Origin of the sequence: Streptomyces sp. NPDC001093 (assembly GCF_040298985.1) — a bacterium.
Classification (GTDB): Bacteria; Actinomycetota; Actinomycetes; order Streptomycetales; family Streptomycetaceae; genus Streptomyces.
In genome coordinates, this window is the sequence record NZ_JBEPBF010000059.1 from 41429 (window position 1) to 58188 (window position 16760).

Sequence of the window (16760 nt, forward strand, 5' to 3'; positions counted from 1 at the left end):
CGTGCGTGGCACGCCTTTGAACGGATCATTCCTTCGACACCCGATACGGACCTGCCGCGGCTTATGACTCAGCGGCGTCCCCGGGTTCATGAGACGGACGCGCCGGTGTCGCTGAAGCCGTCCAGGGAATTCACCCGCCGATTGTCAAACCGGCGCGCGGGAGCTACCCGCGAGACCTGCGCGGCGGCATCCCTGCCCGCCGAATACGTGCGCGGCCGAGGGGACAGCGGAAATCCCGATGCGCGCATCACCCACGTTCACCTCGCCGTCATCGGTGTCTGCCTGACCACGCCCACCCACCACCCCACGAGGACAGCGGAGGAAACGCATGCCTGACGACACTGCACGCCCCCACTCTCCGGAGGAGCACCGCTTACGAAGCAGCGGCCGCTCCGGCGAGTCCGCGTCCAGGACGCCGTGGAGCCGTTGTGTGGTGCTGGGGGCCAGCATCGGCGGGCTCTTCGCCGCCCGGGTGCTGTCCGACACCTTCGACCGGGTGACGGTGATCGACCGGGACGCGCTGCCGGAGACGGTCGAGAACCGGCGCGGAGTGCCCCAGGGCCGTCACGCGCACGCGATACTGCCCGCCGGCACGAAGTGGCTCCAGGAGATGTTCCCCGGCCTGCTGGCGGAGATCGAAGCCGACGGCGTGCCGGTGGTCCGGGAACCCACCGAGATGCACTTCGCCCCGGGAGGCCATCTCCTCAGCCAGGAGGGCCGCTACGCGGACCCCATCCCCACGTATCAGCCGAGCCGTCCGCAACTGGAGGGCCGGGTACGCTCCTGGCTGCGGGCGCTGCCGAACGTCGAGATCATCGACCGCTGCGAGGCGACCGGACTCATCAGCTCCCCGGACGGACGCCGCGTCACCGGTGTCCGCGTCGCGCACCGCGACGACGCGGTGGAGCAGGAACTCGCCGCGGACCTGGTCGTCGACGCGACGGGACGCGGCGGCCGCACCACGCGATGGCTCGCGGACCTGGGCTACGAGCAGCCGCAGGAAGACCGGATCGCCGTCGACATCAAGTACGTCAGCCGGAACCTCAGGGTGGCACCGGGCTCTCTCGGCCGCAGAAAGGTCGTGATCGTCGGCGCCTGTCCGGGAAGACCGACCGGCGCCACGTTTCTCCAGCACGGCGACGACCACTGGATGCTGACACTGATCGGCTACGGCGGACATCACCCGCCCGTCGACCCGAGCGGTTTCCTGGACTTCGCCAAGCCCATCGTCCCCCCGGACGTCTTCGAGGCCCTCTGCGCCGCCGAACCCCTCGACGACCCCGTCGCGCACCGCTATCCGGCGAGCGTGCGCCGCCGCTACGAGCGGCTGCAGCGCTTCCCCGACGGACTCCTCGTGTTCGGCGACGCGATCTGCAGCTTCAACCCCGTCTACGGTCAGGGGATGTCCGCCGCCGCGCTGCAGGCCGGCGCGCTCGAGGAAGCTCTCGCTCAGCACGGGGACCAGTTGCCGCGCCGCTTCTTCAAGGCCGCCGCACGGCGCATCGAGGTCGCCTGGCAGATGGCCGTCGGCAGCGACCTGGCGCTCCCCGAGGTCACCGGCCCGCGCCCGCTCCCCGTACGCATCACCAACGCCTTCTTCGGCCGGCTGCTGAGCGCCGCGGAACACGACTCGGCGCTCACCCAGGAGTTCGTCAAGGTCAGCTCACTGCTCTCTCCGCCCACGATCCTGCTCAATCCCGTCACCATCGGGCGGATGGTCCTCGGCAACCTGCGCCACCGAGGAAGCCAGGAGAACCGTTAACCGGCGCAACCGTCTTTCTGTCACTCCGAACAGCCGGAATCACACACGCGATCCCCGCGGTGCCGTGCAGATCAGTCATGCCTTTTCCGGGAAATTGAATTCTCGGTTAAACGGGAATTCCGGCCTTGACTCCGCAGTTTTCGGAGATCTAGCGTTCCAGTGTCGAGAAATCCGAAGGGAATGATTCGGAATGTCGAATCCGGTGGTTTCCACCGTCGTACAGACTCCTGACCGCATCGAGCTCGTGAAGCGGGCCGAGGGCTTGCGGGAGCTGCTGTCCGAGCATGCCGTCGCCTGCGAAAGCGAGCGCCGTCTCGCCGCCGGCGTCGTCTCCGCCATGACCGAGTCGGGCCTGCTGCGGCTGATGACCCCGCGACGGCACGGGGGTTACGAGACGGACATGCGCACCTTGCTCGAGGTCGCCACCGCACTCGGCCGCGGCTGCTGCTCCGCGGCCTGGATCGCGGGCGTGCTCAACGCCGGGAACTTCGTGGCGTCCCTGTTCCCCCCGGCCGCCGGTGACGAGGTGTGGGGCGAGAACCCCGACGCCCAGTGCGCCCTGGTCCTGGGGCTCCCCGCACCGGACGTCGAGCACGCCGACGGAGGCGTCGTCGTCAGCGGCCAGTGGGCCTACGTCTCGGGCTGCCTGCACGCCCAGTGGATCAGCGCCCTGATCGCCGTACCCACCGCCGAGGGCCGGCCCGACATCAACTTCGCCCTGATGCGGGCCGACGACGTCACCATCAAGGACACCTGGCACTTCGCCGGGATGCGCGGCACCGGCAGCAACACCGTCGTCGCCGACCGGCTCTTCGTGCCCAGCCACCGGCTGGTGCCCTACGTGCCCGTCCTCAACGGCGAGACCGACGGCGTGGTCGACCCCGGCCTGCCCTACCGCAACAGCCTGACCGGCCTGTTCGCCATCGGCCTGATCGGCGCGCTGATCGGCGGCGCCGAAGCCGCCCTCGACTTCGTCCGGGAGAAGGGCCCCACCCGTCCCGTGGCGGGCTCCACCTACCGCGACCAGACCCAGTCGCCGACCTTCCAGCTCGACCTCGCCGACGCCACCTCGAAGATCGACACGGCCAAGCTGATCGCGGCCCGTATCGCCGGCACCGTCGACGAGTACGCCCATGCCGGGATCAACACGGATCTGACCGTGCGCGCCCGCAACCGGCTGGAGTCCGCCCAGGTCGGCCGGCTGTGCCGGGAGGCCGTCGACACCCTGCTGACCGCACACGGCTCCTCCGCCTTCAACGAGGCCAACCCGCTGCAGCGGCTCTGGCGCGACATCAACGTCGGCAGCCGGCACGCCGGGTTCGGCATGGGCATTCCCGAACAGGTCTACGGCCGCGCTCTGGTCGGCCAGGACCCCCGTGACATCAGCTTCATCGTCTGAGCCGAGACGCGACCGAACCCGTACGTCCGTCTCCCACACCGAAGGACACCCATGGCAGAGCCCCGAATACCCACCGACGAGACCGAGTTGCGCGCCCACAACCGCGCCGTCGTCGAGCAGTACATGAACACCCGCGGCGAGGACCGGCTCCGGCGGCACCTGCTCTTCACGGAGGACGGCGTCGGTGGCCTGTGGACCACGGAGAGCGGCGAACCGATCGTCATCCGCGGCCGCGAGCGGCTGGGGGAGCACGCCGTCTGGTCGCTCAAGTGCTTCCCCGACTGGGCCTGGACCAACATCGAGATCTTCGACACCCAGGACCCCGACCGCTTCTGGGTCGAATGCGACGGCGAGGGCCGGATCCTCTTTCCCGGATATCCCGAAGGTCATTACCGTAATCACTTCCTCCACTCGTTCCTGTTCGAGAACGGGAAGATAAAGCAGCAGCGCGAGTTCATGAACCCGTGCCAGCAGTTCCGCTCCCTGGGAATCGACGTCCCGCGCATCGAGCGTGAGGGTATCCCCACCTGACAGCTGATCCGCATGAACGCGGACCATCGCGATCCGGCCGTACATCCTCTCCGCCTGACGGGGGAACAGTCGTGGGACATGCAGTAACCGAAATCCAGCGGGCCAAAGCCCTGCAACAGCCCGAATGGAGCGATCTTTCACAGGTTCAGCGCGTCAGGGAAATTCTCAGCTCCCGACCGCCGTTGGTCCGCGTGGACGACGTACACACCCTCAAGTCGTTGCTCGCGTCCGTCGCCGCGGGCGAAGCGCACGTGGTGCAGGCGGGGGACTGCGCGGAGGACCCGGAGGAGTGCACCGCGGAGCACGTCCGCCGAAAATCCGCCGTACTGGACCTGCTGGCCACCACGCTGAAGATGGTCACCGGCAAGCCCGTCCTGCGCGTGGGACGCATCGCGGGGCAGTTCGCCAAGCCGCGTTCGAACTCCTTCGAGCAGGTGGGCGACCTCGTTCTGCCGGTGTACCGCGGACACATGGTCAACAGCCCGGAACCCGACCCGGAGAGCAGGCAGCCCGACCCGCTGCGCATCCTCACCGGGTACATGGCGGCAGGCGACATCGTGGATCACCTGGGGTGGCGCGCACCGGCTCTGCGCGCATGGCCGAGCATCGAACCCCTGGTGTGGACGAGTCACGAGGCACTACTCCTGGACTACGAAGTCCCGATGATCCGCGAGGTCGGAGACGGCAGGCGCTGGCTCGGTTCCACGCACTGGCCGTGGATCGGCGAACGGACCCGTCAGCTGGACGGCGCCCATGTCGAGCTGCTCGCCGATGTCGTGAACCCCGTGGCCTGCAAGGTCGGTCCGAACATGACCGTCGAGGAGATCACGTTCCTGTGCGAGCGTCTCGACCCGCTCCGGGAGCCCGGTCGCCTCACCCTGATCGCGCGTATGGGCGCTGACGTCGTCAGCGACCGGCTGCCACCGCTGGTCGCTGCGGTCCGCTCCGCGGGTCATCCGGCGATCTGGCTGTGCGACCCCATGCACGGCAACACCGTCACCGCGGCGGACGGCAGGAAGACCCGCTTGCTGACCACCCTGGCCCGGGAGGTCGTCGGGTTCCGGCGCGCGGTGGCGAGCGCCGGCGGCGTGGCCGGCGGACTGCACCTGGAAACGACCCCGGACGACGTGACGGAGTGCGTCGCCGACGCCTCCGCACTCGGTTCCGCCGCCGGCCGGCACACCACCTTCTGCGACCCGCGGCTCAACTCACGGCAGGCCGTCTCCCTGGTCACGGCCTGGTCCGACGCTCTGTGAACGCCTCCACCGTCTCGGCCACATCGCTGGAAAGGAGTTGTTCGATGGCCGGCCTGCCCCCCATCGCGTCGTACCCCCTGCCCGTCCCGGAGAGCCTGCCCGAGAACCTGGCGCAATGGACCCCGCGCCCGGAGCGCGCCGTCCTGCTCGTCCACGACATGCAGCGCTACTTCCTCAACGCCCTGCCGGAGCCGCTGCGCTCCGAGCTCGTCCACAACGCCGCCACCCTGCGCAAGCGCTGTGCCGCTCTCGGCGTGCCGGTGGCGTACACCGCGCAGCCCGGACGGATGACGGACGAGCAGCGAGGGCTGCTGAAGGACTTCTGGGGCCCGGGCATGCGCACCGAGCCGGCCGACCGGGAAGTGACGCCGGAGCTGGCCCCCGCCGAGGGCGACTGGACGTTCACCAAGTGGCGGTACAGCGCCTTCTTCCGCTCGGACCTGCTGGCGCGCATGCGAGCCGCAGACCGTGACCAGATCATTCTCTGCGGCGTGTACGCGCACGTCGGCGTCCTGGCGACGGCGCTCGACGCCTTCGCCAACGACATCCAGACGTTCCTGGCCGCCGACGCCCTCGGTGACTTCTCCGAGAACCACCATCGGCTCGCACTCGACTACGCGGCCCAGCGCTGTGCGGTGGTCGTCCCGTCCACGGAGGTGTTCGCATGAACAGCCGGGATCGCGGCGACCTGCTCGGCAGCGTCCTGAACCTGGAACCGCCCGCGTTCGCCCTGCTGCACCGGCCGGAGTGCGGGGTGCCGGACACCGTGGACATCCTGGTCGGCGACGTGTCGCTGCCCAGGACGCTGGCGGACATCCCCCTCACCGAGGCGGGGCCCGAATCGCCGCGGACCGACCACGACGTCCTGGTCGTGGTGCCGTACCGGCAGATCACCGAGCGGGGGTTCACGGCACCCGACGACGGCGTGCCGCTCATCGCCCTGTCGGTCACCCGGCAGGCCAGGGTGTCCGTGCCCGAAATCCTCCTGCGGCTGCCGAACGCCCCGACACACATGACGGCGCACGGCTTCGACGTGGACGACGAACGGTACGCCGACACCGTGCGACGGGTCGTCAAGGACGAGATCGGCACGGGCGAAGGGGCCAACTTCGTCATCAAGCGCTCCTTCGTGGCCGACATCAGCGACTACTCGCTGTCCAGCGCGCTGGGGTTCTTCCGCCGTCTGCTGGAAGGGGAGCAGGGCGCGTACTGGACCTTCCTCATCCACACCGGGCACCGCACCCTCGTCGGGGCCACACCCGAGCGGCACATTTCGGTGAGCGACGGCACCGCCGTGATGAACCCGATCAGCGGCACCTACCGCTATCCCCCGGCCGGCCCCACCCTGGAAGGCGTCACGGAGTTCCTCGCGGACCGCAAGGAGACCGACGAGCTGTACATGGTCGTCGACGAGGAACTCAAGATGATGGCCCGCATCTGCGAGGGCGGCGGCCGGGTCCTGGGCCCGTACCTCAAGGAGATGGCGCGGCTGGCCCACACCGAGTACTTCATCGAGGGCCGAACCGACCGCGACGTGCGCGACATCCTGCACGAGACGATGTTCGCCCCCACCGTCACCGGCAGCCCGCTGGAGAGCGCGGCACGCGTCATCCGCAAGTACGAACCCGAAGGCCGCGGCTACTACAGCGGAGTGGCCGCGCTGATCGGCCGGGACGTGAACGGTGAACGCTCACTCGACTCGGCCATCCTCATCCGCACCGCCGACATCGACGCACACGGCCGGGTCCGCATCGGTGTGGGTGCCACGCTGGTGCGTCACTCCGACCCGGTCTCCGAGGTCGCGGAGACACGTGCCAAGGCTTCGGGGCTCCTTGCCGCCCTGGAGGCCGGAGGCACCCGCCGCTTCGGCGCGCATCCGGAGGTCCGTGCCGCCCTCAGCCGCCGCAACACCTCCATCGCCGAGTTCTGGCTGCAGGACAGTGGGAGCCGCCGGCCGGCGGTCCCCGGGCTGGAGGGGCTGACGGCACTGGTCGTCGACGCGGAGGACACCTTCACGGCGATGATCGGACACCAGCTCCGCGCGCAGGGCGTGCACGTGACGGTCAGCCGCTTCGACGAGGCCTACGAGTCCGACGGCCACGACCTCGTCGTGATGGGGCCCGGTCCCGGTGACCCGCGTGCTGCCGACGACCCCAGGATCGGTCATCTCCGTTCGGCGGTCCACGGCCTTCTCGAGCGGCGGCGGCCCTTCGTCGCCGTGTGCCTGAGCCATCAGGTGCTCAGCCTGGCCCTTGGCCTCGACCTCGTCCGCCGGGATGTTCCCAACCAGGGCGTGCAGCGGGAGATCGATCTGTTCGGCCACCGCGAACGCGTCGGTTTCTACAACACGTTCGCCGCCCGCAGCACCGAGGACAAGCTGGACATCGAGGGAATCGGCCTGGTGGAAGTGAGTCGTGACCAGGGAACCGGTCACGTGCACGCGCTGCGCGGGCCGGGTTTCGCCTCGATGCAGTTCCACGCCGAGTCGGTCCTCACCGTCGACGGGCCGCGCATCGTCGGACAGACCATCCGGGAGGTGCTCGGCCGTGCGCGTTGACATCGCCTGGTGGGAGCTCGACGGAACCCCGCAGACCATCGACTCCCTGCGGGCGCACCTGCGGGACGGCACCGCCGACGCCTGGCGCGAAGTCCCGGGTCTGCGGCTGAAGTTCTGGATGGCGGACCGGCAGCGCAACCGCTGGGGCGCGGTCATGCTCTGGGAGTCGGAGCGTCCGGCCGGCCTCCCGGCGAACCGGGCCGCCGAACTGATCGGCCGCCCGCCCACTCATCGCACCACGTTCGACGTCGAGGCCACGGTCGAAGGAGCGTATGCCCTCCGCGAGCTGCAGGGCCTCGGCCCCGTGTTCGCGTCGGCCGCGACACCGCCCACATCCGTACGGGGGAACGAGACACCGTGCACGCATACATAGTGGTGGACGCTTTTGCACGCCGTCCGCTCGAAGGCAATCCCGTGGCCGTCTTCTTCGACGCCGCCGACCTGACCGCCGAGCTGATGCAACGCATCGCCCGGGAGATGAACCTGTCCGAAGTCACCTTCGTCCTGCCGCCGGAGCAGGGCGGTGACGCCCGGATCCGCATCTTCACCCCCGTCAACGAGCTGCCGTTCGCGGGTCATCCCCTGCTCGGTACGGCAGTGGCCCTGGGCCACACCCTGAAGCGGGACCGGCTCCTTCTGGAGACCGCCATGGGGGTCGTCCCGTTCCAGCTCCACGACGACGAGGGCATCCCGGCCGTGCGGATGGAGCAGCCCATCCCCACATGGGAGCCGTACGAACACCGCGCGGAACTCCTGGAGGCGCTCGGCGTCGCGGAGTCCACAGCACCGGTCGAGATCTACCGCAACGGCCCGCGGCACGTCTTCGTGGGGGTCGACAGCGTTGCCGCGCTGTCGGCCCTCACACCGGACCACCGTGCCCTGAGCCGATTCCCGGACATGGCGGCCAACTGCTTCGCCGGCGACGGCACCCACTGGCGGACACGGATGTTCTCGCCCGCCTACGGGGTGGTCGAGGACGCGGCGACCGGCTCGGCCGCCGGCCCTCTCGCCATTCACCTGGCGCGGCACGGACTGAGCGCGTACGGGGACAGGCTCCAGATTCTCCAGGGCGTCGAGATGGGCCGTCCCTCGCTCATGCTGGCGACCGCGGACGGCGCGGGCGACGACGTCCGAAGCGTGCAGGTCGGCGGCCACGGCGCCGTGGCCGCCCGCGGCACCCTTTATGTCTAGCGAGGACACATGAACACCAGCCAGTTCGAAAGCCTCACCGGCGAGGTCGACATCGACTTCCCCGAGTACGACAACCCACCGGCCGACCCCATGCCGCTGGTTCACCAGTGGATCGCCGAGGCCACCGCGCGCGGCGTGCGGGAGCCCCGCTCGCTGGCCCTGGCGACCTCCGACAGCCAGGGCCGAGCCTCCAGCCGCATCGTGACCGTCACCGAGCTCAGCGACCGCGGGCTGGTCTTCGCCAGCCACAACACCAGCCAGAAGGGCCGCGAACTGGCCGACACCGGCTGGGCCTCCGGCCTGTTCTACTGGCGCGAGACCGGCCAGCAACTCATCCTCTCCGGACCGGTGTCACAGCTCGACGACGCGGCATCCGACGCCCTCTGGTTCGGCCGGCCGATCCCCCTGCACTCCATGTCCTTTGCCTCCCGGCAGAGCGAACCGCTCGACGGCCCGGCGGCCGTGGCAGACCTGCGAGCCGAAGCGGCCCGACTAGGGGCTCCCGGCACTCCGCTGCCCCGCCCGGCCCGCTTCGTCGGGTACCGGCTGACCCCTGTCGCCGTGGAGTTCTGGTGCGCCGACGCCGAACGACTGCACCGCAGGCTGCGCTACGACCGCCAGAACCACGGGTGGCGTACGTGCCGGCTCCAGCCCTGACCCGCAACGAACCGGAGAGGACACCATGGAAGGCACAGCTCTGAGGCATGCGATGGCCAGGGTTCCCGGACCGGTGACCGTGGTGACCACGATCGACGGCACGGGCGAACGCTGGGGATTCACCGCCAATTCGTTCACTTCCGTCTCCCTGGACCCGCCCCTCGTCCTGGTCTGCCTGAACAAGAACGCCAGCACGCACCAGGCGTTCACGTCCGCCGACCGCTTCCTGATCAACGTCCTGGCGCACGGTCAGGACGCGGTCGCGCGCCGCTTCGCCCGGTCCGGAGTCGACCGGTTCGCCGCGGGCGACATGGAGAGCTGCGAACTCGGGCTGCCCGGTTCGCACGGCGCCTGCGCCCGCGTCGCCTGCACGATGCACTCCATCGTCGACGCGGGGGATCACAGCATCCTCATCGGCCGCGTGGTGGACACCTATGCGGACGACCGGACACCGCTCGTGTACTACGACCGGACCTTCGCCTGCCCGGCTCCCGCCACTGCGGCAGGGGCCGAGGAGCCGGTGAAGATCCTGCACCTGGCGGACTGGTGAGCGCCGCCATGACGACCGCGGTGAAGGTCACCGTCATCTACTACTCCGCCACGGGCCATGTCGCCGACATCGCCCGCGAGATGGCGGAGACGGCCGAGAAGGCGGGCGCCGAGGTCCGGTTGCGCAAGGTCCGGGAACTGGCACCGCAGGCCGTCGTCGAGTCCAGTCCCGCGTGGTCCGCCCACGCCGCGGCATCGGCGGAGGTCCTGGTGGCCGAGGTCGAGGACGTCCTGTGGGCCGACGCCGTTCTCATGGGGTCACCGACGCGGTTCGGCAACATCTCCTCCCAGCTCAAGCAGTTCATCGACACCCTGGGCGGTGCCTGGCGCACAGGCGAACTGGCCGACAAGGTCTACAGCGGCTTCACCTCCACGGGCAGCCCGCACGGAGGCAACGAGTCCACGCTGCTGGCCCTGATGCACTCCTTCCACCACTTCGGCGGAATCGTCGTCGCCCCAGGATTCACCCACCCGGACAAGTTCATCGACGGCAACCCCTACGGCACCGCGCACCACGACGCCGGCGGCACCGTACCGGTCGGTGACATCACCCGCAACGCGGCCCGCGTCCAGGCCGAACGCGTCGTGAGACTCGCGCGGGCCGTCGTCGCCTTGTCCGGCGGAAGCCGATAACGCTTCCGTCCCCGTGCGGGACGCGGAGGGCAGTCCCCGTCGATGCCACTGCCCGCCGACAGACGCCGGCCATCGGTCCCCGTCGGCCCTGTCCGCGTTCCTACCGGCCGGAGAGCTCCTACATCCCCCGAGGAGCTCTCCGGCCCGGCCCCCCACCAGAGCACACCGACCAACCAAAGAGCCAGCAGCCGCTGCGACCCCAGGGAGAGCCATGTCCCGCCGCCTGTTCACGTCGGAGTCCGTGACCGAGGGCCACCCCGACAAGATCGCCGACCGGATCAGCGACACGATCCTCGACGCCCTCCTCAAGGAGGACCCGCGGTCGCGGGTCGCCGTGGAGACCCTGATCACCACCGGTCAGGTCCACGTCGCCGGGGAGGTGACCACCGCGGCGTACGCGGACATCCCCGGTCTGGTCCGCGAGGCGGTCCTCGACATCGGCTACGACGCCTCGAAGAAGGGCTTCGACGGCCGCTCCTGCGGCGTGTCCGTCTCGATCGGCGCCCAGTCCCCGGACATCGCGCGGGGCGTGGACCCGGCCGACGGGGACGATGACGCTCTGGAGACGCAAGGGGCGGGCGACCAGGGGCTGATGTTCGGGTACGCCTGCGACGAGACGCCGGAACTGATGCCCCTGCCCATCCAGTTGGCGCACCGGCTCTCGTACCGGCTCTCCCAGGTCCGCAGGGACGGCATCGCGCCGTATCTGCGTCCGGACGGCAAGACCCAGGTCACCGTCGAGTACCTGGGCAGCCGGGCGGCCCGTCTGGACACCGTGGTCGTCTCCGCACAGCACGCCGCCGACGTCGACCTCGAGGGCCTGCTGGCCCCCGACATCCGCACGCACGTCGTCGAGCACGAACTCGCACGACTGGCGGCCGACGGCATCGAGTTGGACACCGAGGGCTACCGGCTGCTGGTCAACCCCACCGGCCGGTTCGAGATCGGCGGTCCGATGGGCGACGCCGGCCTGACCGGCCGCAAGATCATCATCGACACCTACGGCGGCATGGCCCGCCACGGCGGCGGTGCCTTCTCCGGCAAGGACCCGTCCAAGGTGGACCGCAGTGCCGCGTACGCGATGCGCTGGGTCGCCAAGAACGTCGTCGCCGCCGGGCTCGCCCGCCGCTGTGAGGTCCAGGTCGCCTACGCGATCGGCAAGGCCGATCCGGTCGGGCTGTTCGTGGAGACCTTCGGCACCGCCACCGTGCCGCAGACGGCCATCGAGTTCGCCATCCAGCAGGTCTTCGACCTGCGCCCGGCCGCGATCATCCGCGACCTCGACCTGCTGAGGCCCATCTACGCCCAGACCGCGGCCTACGGCCACTTCGGGCGCGAGCTGCCCGACTTCACCTGGGAACGCGTCGACCGTGTGGATGCCCTGCGTCGCGCGGCGGGGTGCTGAGATGAGGATCGCCGTCACCGGCTCCATCGCCACCGATCACCTGATGACGTTCCCCGGCCGCATCGCCGACCAGCTCCTGGCCGACCGGCTGGACCGCGTCTCGCTGTCGTTCCTGGTCGACACCCTCGAGATCCGGGACGGCGGCGTGGCCGCCAACATCGCCTACGGGCTGGCCACCCTGGGCCATCGTCCGCTCCTGGTGGGCGCCGTCGGTGCCGACTTCCACCCCTACGGCCGGCGGCTGGCCGAGCGGGGCGTGGATGTCTCCGGGGTCCACTTCTCCACCACACGCCATACGGCCCGCTTCCTGTGCACGACCGACCCGGACGGCAACCAGATCGCCTCCTTCTACCCGGGTGCGATGACCGAAGCGGCCGCCATCGACCTGGCCGGCGTCGTCCGCGACCACGGCGGCGTCGACCTCGTCCACATCGGCGCGGACGAGCCCGCCGCGATGCTCCGCCACACCCGCGCCTGCCGCACCCACGGCCTGCCCTTCATCGCCGATCCGTCCCAGCAGCTCGCCCGGCTCGACGGCGAACAGATTCGCGAACTGGTCGACGGCGCCGACCTCTTGTTCACCAACGAATACGAACACGGACTGCTGCTGGCCAAGACGGGCTGGACGCGAGCCGACGTCCTGAAGCGGGCCGGCACCTGGGTGACCACCCTCGGCGAGAAGGGCAGCCGCATCGAACGTGCCGATGAACCCCCGCTCGACGTTCCCGCGGTCCCGGCGGCGACGGTCGCCGATCCGACCGGTGTCGGAGACGCGTTCCGGGCCGGATACCTGGCCGCCATGACCACGGGCCAGAACGCCGTGGCCTGTGCCCGGACGGGATCGGCCCTGGCGGCACTCGCCCTCTCCTTCGTCGGCACCCAGACCTACGCCGCTTCCCCGGCACGCCTGCGCGAACTGCTGGCGACCGCACACGGCCCAGACGTCCATGCGGCCACGGACCTGCCGTCAGGAGACGATCGCTCATGACCGCGGCCACCCTGGCCCTGGCCCCCACGCCTGCGGCAACGATCCGACGGAGTCCTGCCGAACTGATCGCGGCCGGCCACCGGTCGTACTCGTTCGAGTTCTTCCCGCCCAAGTCCCCCAGAGGCGAGCGAGCCCTGTGGAGTGCGCTGCGCCGTGTCGAATCCCTGAACCCGGCCTTCGTATCCGTGACATACGGAGCAGGCGGCTCCTCCAGGGAACGAACCGCCGCCCTCACCGAACGGATCGCGGAAGACACGACGCTGCGCCCCATGGCCCACCTCACTGCGGTCGGCCACTCGAAGGCCCAGCTGCGCACGATCATCGGCCGCTACGCCGACGCCGGCATCCGTGACGTGCTCGCTCTGCGAGGAGATCCGCCCGGAGACCCGCAAGGACCGTGGACTCCCCACCCGAGCGGACTGCAGCACGCTGCGGAACTCGTGGAACTCATCCGCAGCTGCGGCAACTTCAGCATCGGCGTGGCAGCATTCCCCGAGCGGCATCCGCGCTCACCCGACTGGGAGAGCGACATCCGTCATTTCGTGGCGAAGTGCCGGGCCGGCGCGGACTACGCCATCACCCAGATGTTCTTCCGGGCCGAGGACTATCTTCGGCTGCGCGACCGGCTGGCGGCCGCAGGATGCGACACGCCCGTCATCCCCGAGATCATGCCCGCCACTCGCTACGACCAGATCAGCCGGTTCGCCCGCCTCAGCAACGCCTCGATTCCCGGCGATCTCGCACTGCGCCTGCGCACCGCGCAGTGCGACCCGCGCGAGTCCCACCGCATCGGCGTGGATCACGCCACCGAACTCGCCCAACGACTGCTCGACGAGGGCGCCCCCGGCCTGCACTACATCACCCTCAACACCTCGTCCGCCGCCATGGACATCCACCGAGGGCTGCGCCTGCCCACGGCACCCGGCCACCGGTACCCGGAGGAGGTTCCGGGTCCCACGGGCGGGAACGTCGGGGCGCCGACCGGGCCGTCGACATCCAGCGGACGGAACCCCCTGGCCGCCAGCACCCCGGAGCAGACATGACCACCGACACCGGAACCTCGACCGAGCTCATCGCCCGGATACCGGGCTCGAAGAGCCTCACCAACAGAGCACTCCTGCTTGCCGCCGCCGCCCGGGGTGTCAGCCGCGTCCGGGCCCCGCTCGTCAGCGACGACACGGTGGCGTTCCGCAACGCGCTGAGGCAACTCGGCGTGCAGGTCGAGAGCAGTCCCCTGGACGAGTTCTGGGACGTGACCGGGACAGGCCGGGGACCCGACGGGCGGGCGCGCCTGTGGTGCGCGGACGCCGGCACGGCAGCACGGTTTCTGCCGCCCTTCGCCGCCACCGGCCTGGGTTCCTACCTCTTCGACGGCTCCTCACAGCTGCGCGCCCGCCCCCAGCGGCCGTTGCTGGAGGTGTTGCACCGACTGGGGGCCGACATCGAGGCGGGCCCGGGCCAGGGGCTCCCGTTGCTGATCCGTGCACGGGGCCTGGCGGGCGGGGAGATCGCGGTGGACTCGTCCATGAGCAGCCAGTACCTCAGCGGCCTGTTGATGGCGGCGCCGTTGATGCGCCATGGACTGTCGGTCCGGGCCCAGAAGCTCGTCAGCCGTCCCTACGTCGACATGACCGTCGCGCTGATGCGTCGCTTCGGTGCACGCGTCGCCGAAGACGCGGACGGGACACTCCGGGTCGCGCCGGCTCCGTACGCCGCGACCGATGTCGTGATCGAACCGGACGCGTCCACGGCCACGTACGTCTTCGCCGCCGCGGTCGTCACGGGGCGGACGGTGACGGTGCCCGGCCTGGGCGCGGGCAGCCTGCAAGGCGATCTGCGGTTCGTGGAGATCCTGGCCAGGACCGGTGCCCAGGTCCGAGTGGAGCAGGCGGAGACCACCGTGACCGGCCCCGGACGGCTGAGCGGAGGTTTCTCAGTCGACATGAGCGACATCTCGGACACCTTCATGACGCTGGCCGCCATCGCTCCCCTGGCCGACGCACCCATCACGATCCATGGCATCGGACACGCACGGCTGAAGGAGTCCGACCGTATCTCCGTCGTCGCCGAGAACCTGCGGGCCTGCGGCATCGAGGCGACGCAGGGCGAGGACTGGATCACCATCCGCCCCGGCGCACCGCAGCCCGCCCGTATCGCCTGTCACCGAGACCACCGCATCGGGATGGCGTTCTCCGTGCTCGGTCTCGCCGTCCCCGGAAGCGTCACTCTGGACGACCCGCAGTGCGTCACGAAGACATTCCCGGACTTCCACACGGAGATGCGACGGCTGTTCCCGTGGTACGCGCTCCCGGCGGGAGTCGCCGCATCGGCCATGGAGGACGACCGTTGAGCAGGCTGCGCTGGCTGACCGCGGGGGAGTCCCACGGTCCCGCACTCGTCGCGACGCTGGAGGGGCTTCCCGCCGGCGTGCCGATCACCACGGAGATGGTGGCGGACCACCTGGCGCGGCGGCGGCTCGGCCATGGCCGCGGTGCGCGGATGACGTTCGAGCGGGACGAGGTCACCTTCCTGGGTGGTGTCCGGCACGGTCTGACGCTGGGCTCCCCGGTTGCGATCATGGTGGGCAACACCGAGTGGCCGAAGTGGGAACAGGTCATGGCGGCCGACCCGGTGGATCCGCACGTGCTGGCAGCCTTGGCCCGCAACGCCCCGCTGACCCGGCCGCGGCCCGGTCACGCCGACCTGGCCGGCATGCAGAAGTACGGCTTCGACGAGGCCCGCCCGATCCTGGAGCGCGCCTCGGCGCGTGAGACGGCGGCCCGGGTGGCCCTCGGCGCGGTGGCGCGGTCGTACCTGAGGAAGACCACGGGCATCGAGATCGTCTCGCACGTCGTGGAACTGGCCTCGGCCAGGGCGCCGTACGGGGTGTGTCCGACCCCGGCGGACGTGGAGAAGCTGGACGCGGATCCGGTGCGCTGTCTGGACGCGGACGCGTCGAAGGCGATGGTCGCGGAGGTCGACCAGGCGCACAAGGACGGCGACACGCTCGGCGGCGTGGTCGAGGTGCTGGCGTACGGGGTGCCGGTGGGCCTGGGCTCGCATGTGCACTGGGACCGCCGGCTGGACGCCCGGCTCGCCGCGGCGCTCATGGGCATCCAGGCGATCAAGGGCGTCGAGGTCGGGGACGGCTTCGAGCTGGCCCGGGTGCCCGGCTCCAGGGCCCACGACGAGATCGTCAACACGCCCGAGGGCATCCGGCGGGGGTCGGGCCGCTCCGGTGGCACCGAGGGTGGTCTGTCCACCGGCGAGCTGCTGCGGGTGCGGGCGGCGATGAAGCCGATCGCGACGGTGCCACGGGCGCTGGGGACGGTGGATGTGTCCACGGGCGAGCCGGCGCAGGCCCACCATCAGCGATCCGATGTGTGCGCGGTGCCGGCGGCCGGCATCGTCGCCGAGGCGATGGCCGCGTTGGTGCTCGCGGACGCGGTCGCCGAGAAGTTCGGCGGCGACTCGGTGGCCGAGACCCGGCGCAACGTGCGGTCGTACCTCGACAACCTGCGGATCCGGTGAGTGCCGTGCCCGCCGTCGTACTGGTCGGCCCGATGGGCGTCGGCAAGTCGACGGTCGGCCCGCTGCTGGCGGAGCGGCTCGGGGTCGGCTACCGGGACACCGACGAGGACATCGTGGTCGCCGAGGGCCGCCCCATCGCCGAGATCTTCGTGGAGGAGGGGGAGCCGGTCTTCCGCGCGCTCGAGAAGCGGGCCGTGCACACGGCGCTCGCCGAGCACGAGGGCGTCCTCGCGCTCGGCGGCGGGGCCGTCCTGGACGCCGACACGCGCGCGCTGCTGGCCGGGCACCGGGTGGTCTACCT

The 16760-nt window shown here is 70.3% G+C and carries 17 protein-coding genes; all 17 read left to right on the forward strand.

Annotated elements, in window-relative coordinates:
• Positions 1 to 328: 328 nt before the first annotated feature.
• Positions 329 to 1762 (forward strand): FAD-dependent oxidoreductase, encoded by a 1434-nt coding sequence (locus tag ABT288_RS26775; protein WP_351612596.1) that lies wholly within the window; start codon positions 329 to 331, stop codon positions 1760 to 1762.
• Positions 1763 to 1952: 190 nt separating this feature from the next.
• The gene (locus tag ABT288_RS26780; RefSeq protein ID WP_351612598.1) at positions 1953 to 3161 is read left to right on the forward strand and encodes an acyl-CoA dehydrogenase family protein; all 1209 of its coding nucleotides are present in this window, start codon (positions 1953 to 1955) and stop codon (positions 3159 to 3161) included.
• Positions 3162 to 3212: 51 nt separating this feature from the next.
• Positions 3213 to 3692, forward strand: coding sequence for a PhzA/PhzB family protein (locus ABT288_RS26785; RefSeq protein WP_351612600.1), 480 nt, complete (start codon positions 3213 to 3215; stop codon positions 3690 to 3692).
• Between the two features lie 71 nt (positions 3693 to 3763).
• Positions 3764 to 4948: a 3-deoxy-7-phosphoheptulonate synthase gene (locus ABT288_RS26790; protein WP_351612601.1), complete on the forward strand. Its 1185-nt coding sequence runs from the start codon at positions 3764 to 3766 to the stop codon at positions 4946 to 4948.
• A gap of 44 nt (positions 4949 to 4992) precedes the next feature.
• Positions 4993 to 5616 carry an isochorismatase family protein gene (locus ABT288_RS26795; protein ID WP_351612603.1) on the forward strand — a complete coding sequence of 208 codons (624 nt, stop codon included), beginning with the start codon at positions 4993 to 4995 and terminating at the stop codon, positions 5614 to 5616.
• On the forward strand, positions 5613 to 7505 hold the full coding sequence (locus ABT288_RS26800) for an anthranilate synthase family protein (RefSeq protein WP_351612605.1): 1893 nt from the start codon (positions 5613 to 5615) through the stop codon (positions 7503 to 7505). The genes ABT288_RS26795 and ABT288_RS26800 overlap by 4 nt, the downstream gene beginning before the upstream one ends.
• Positions 7495 to 7878, forward strand: a complete 384-nt coding sequence (locus tag ABT288_RS26805) for a hypothetical protein (protein WP_351612606.1) — start codon at positions 7495 to 7497, stop codon at positions 7876 to 7878. Before ABT288_RS26800 ends, ABT288_RS26805 begins: the two co-directional genes overlap by 11 nt.
• Positions 7863 to 8696 carry a PhzF family phenazine biosynthesis protein gene (locus tag ABT288_RS26810; protein ID WP_351612609.1) on the forward strand — a complete coding sequence of 278 codons (834 nt, stop codon included), beginning with the start codon at positions 7863 to 7865 and terminating at the stop codon, positions 8694 to 8696. Before ABT288_RS26805 ends, ABT288_RS26810 begins: the two co-directional genes overlap by 16 nt.
• Before the next feature lie 9 nt (positions 8697 to 8705).
• Entirely contained in the window at positions 8706 to 9353 is a 648-nt protein-coding gene (gene phzG, locus ABT288_RS26815) for a phenazine biosynthesis FMN-dependent oxidase PhzG (protein ID WP_351612611.1), read from the forward strand.
• 25 nt (positions 9354 to 9378) lie between these two features.
• On the forward strand, positions 9379 to 9903 hold the full coding sequence (locus ABT288_RS26820; protein WP_351612614.1) for a flavin reductase family protein: 525 nt from the start codon (positions 9379 to 9381) through the stop codon (positions 9901 to 9903).
• Positions 9904 to 9911: 8 nt separating this feature from the next.
• Positions 9912 to 10535, forward strand: a complete 624-nt coding sequence (gene wrbA / locus ABT288_RS26825) for an NAD(P)H:quinone oxidoreductase (RefSeq protein ID WP_351612617.1) — start codon at positions 9912 to 9914, stop codon at positions 10533 to 10535.
• A gap of 211 nt (positions 10536 to 10746) precedes the next feature.
• The gene (gene metK, locus ABT288_RS26830) at positions 10747 to 11940 is read left to right on the forward strand and encodes a methionine adenosyltransferase (RefSeq protein ID WP_351612620.1); all 1194 of its coding nucleotides are present in this window, start codon (positions 10747 to 10749) and stop codon (positions 11938 to 11940) included.
• A gap of 1 nt (position 11941) precedes the next feature.
• Positions 11942 to 12928, forward strand: a complete 987-nt coding sequence (locus ABT288_RS26835; protein ID WP_351612623.1) for a carbohydrate kinase family protein — start codon at positions 11942 to 11944, stop codon at positions 12926 to 12928.
• A complete protein-coding gene (gene metF / locus ABT288_RS26840; protein ID WP_351612626.1) occupies positions 12925 to 13971 on the forward strand; it encodes a methylenetetrahydrofolate reductase [NAD(P)H] in 1047 nt (348 codons plus the stop codon). Before ABT288_RS26835 ends, metF begins: the two co-directional genes overlap by 4 nt.
• Positions 13968 to 15278, forward strand: a complete 1311-nt coding sequence (aroA, locus tag ABT288_RS26845) for a 3-phosphoshikimate 1-carboxyvinyltransferase (protein ID WP_351612628.1) — start codon at positions 13968 to 13970, stop codon at positions 15276 to 15278. The genes metF and aroA overlap by 4 nt, the downstream gene beginning before the upstream one ends.
• Positions 15275 to 16459 carry a chorismate synthase gene (gene aroC / locus ABT288_RS26850; RefSeq protein ID WP_351612630.1) on the forward strand — a complete coding sequence of 395 codons (1185 nt, stop codon included), beginning with the start codon at positions 15275 to 15277 and terminating at the stop codon, positions 16457 to 16459. Before aroA ends, aroC begins: the two co-directional genes overlap by 4 nt.
• The coding region (locus ABT288_RS26855) for a shikimate kinase (RefSeq protein WP_351612631.1) at positions 16456 to 16760 on the forward strand (305 nt) is incomplete at its 3' end. The genes aroC and ABT288_RS26855, both read left to right, overlap by 4 nt.

Excerpts from the sequence above, each read along its gene's own strand:
- ABT288_RS26775 (WP_351612596.1), top strand. The coding sequence starts at position 329 with ATGCCTGACGACACTGCACGCCCCCACTCTCCGGAGGAGCACCGCTTA.
- ABT288_RS26780 (WP_351612598.1), top strand. The coding sequence starts at position 1,953 with ATGTCGAATCCGGTGGTTTCCACCGTCGTACAGACTCCTGACCGCATC.
- ABT288_RS26785 (WP_351612600.1), top strand. The coding sequence starts at position 3,213 with ATGGCAGAGCCCCGAATACCCACCGACGAGACCGAGTTGCGCGCCCAC.
- ABT288_RS26795 (WP_351612603.1), top strand. The coding sequence starts at position 4,993 with ATGGCCGGCCTGCCCCCCATCGCGTCGTACCCCCTGCCCGTCCCGGAG.
- ABT288_RS26800 (WP_351612605.1), top strand. The coding sequence starts at position 5,613 with ATGAACAGCCGGGATCGCGGCGACCTGCTCGGCAGCGTCCTGAACCTG.
- phzG (WP_351612611.1), top strand. The coding sequence starts at position 8,706 with ATGAACACCAGCCAGTTCGAAAGCCTCACCGGCGAGGTCGACATCGAC.
- ABT288_RS26820 (WP_351612614.1), top strand. The coding sequence starts at position 9,379 with ATGGAAGGCACAGCTCTGAGGCATGCGATGGCCAGGGTTCCCGGACCG.
- wrbA (WP_351612617.1), top strand. The coding sequence starts at position 9,912 with ATGACGACCGCGGTGAAGGTCACCGTCATCTACTACTCCGCCACGGGC.
- metK (WP_351612620.1), top strand. The coding sequence starts at position 10,747 with ATGTCCCGCCGCCTGTTCACGTCGGAGTCCGTGACCGAGGGCCACCCC.
- ABT288_RS26835 (WP_351612623.1), top strand. The coding sequence starts at position 11,942 with ATGAGGATCGCCGTCACCGGCTCCATCGCCACCGATCACCTGATGACG.
- metF (WP_351612626.1), top strand. The coding sequence starts at position 12,925 with ATGACCGCGGCCACCCTGGCCCTGGCCCCCACGCCTGCGGCAACGATC.
- aroA (WP_351612628.1), top strand. The coding sequence starts at position 13,968 with ATGACCACCGACACCGGAACCTCGACCGAGCTCATCGCCCGGATACCG.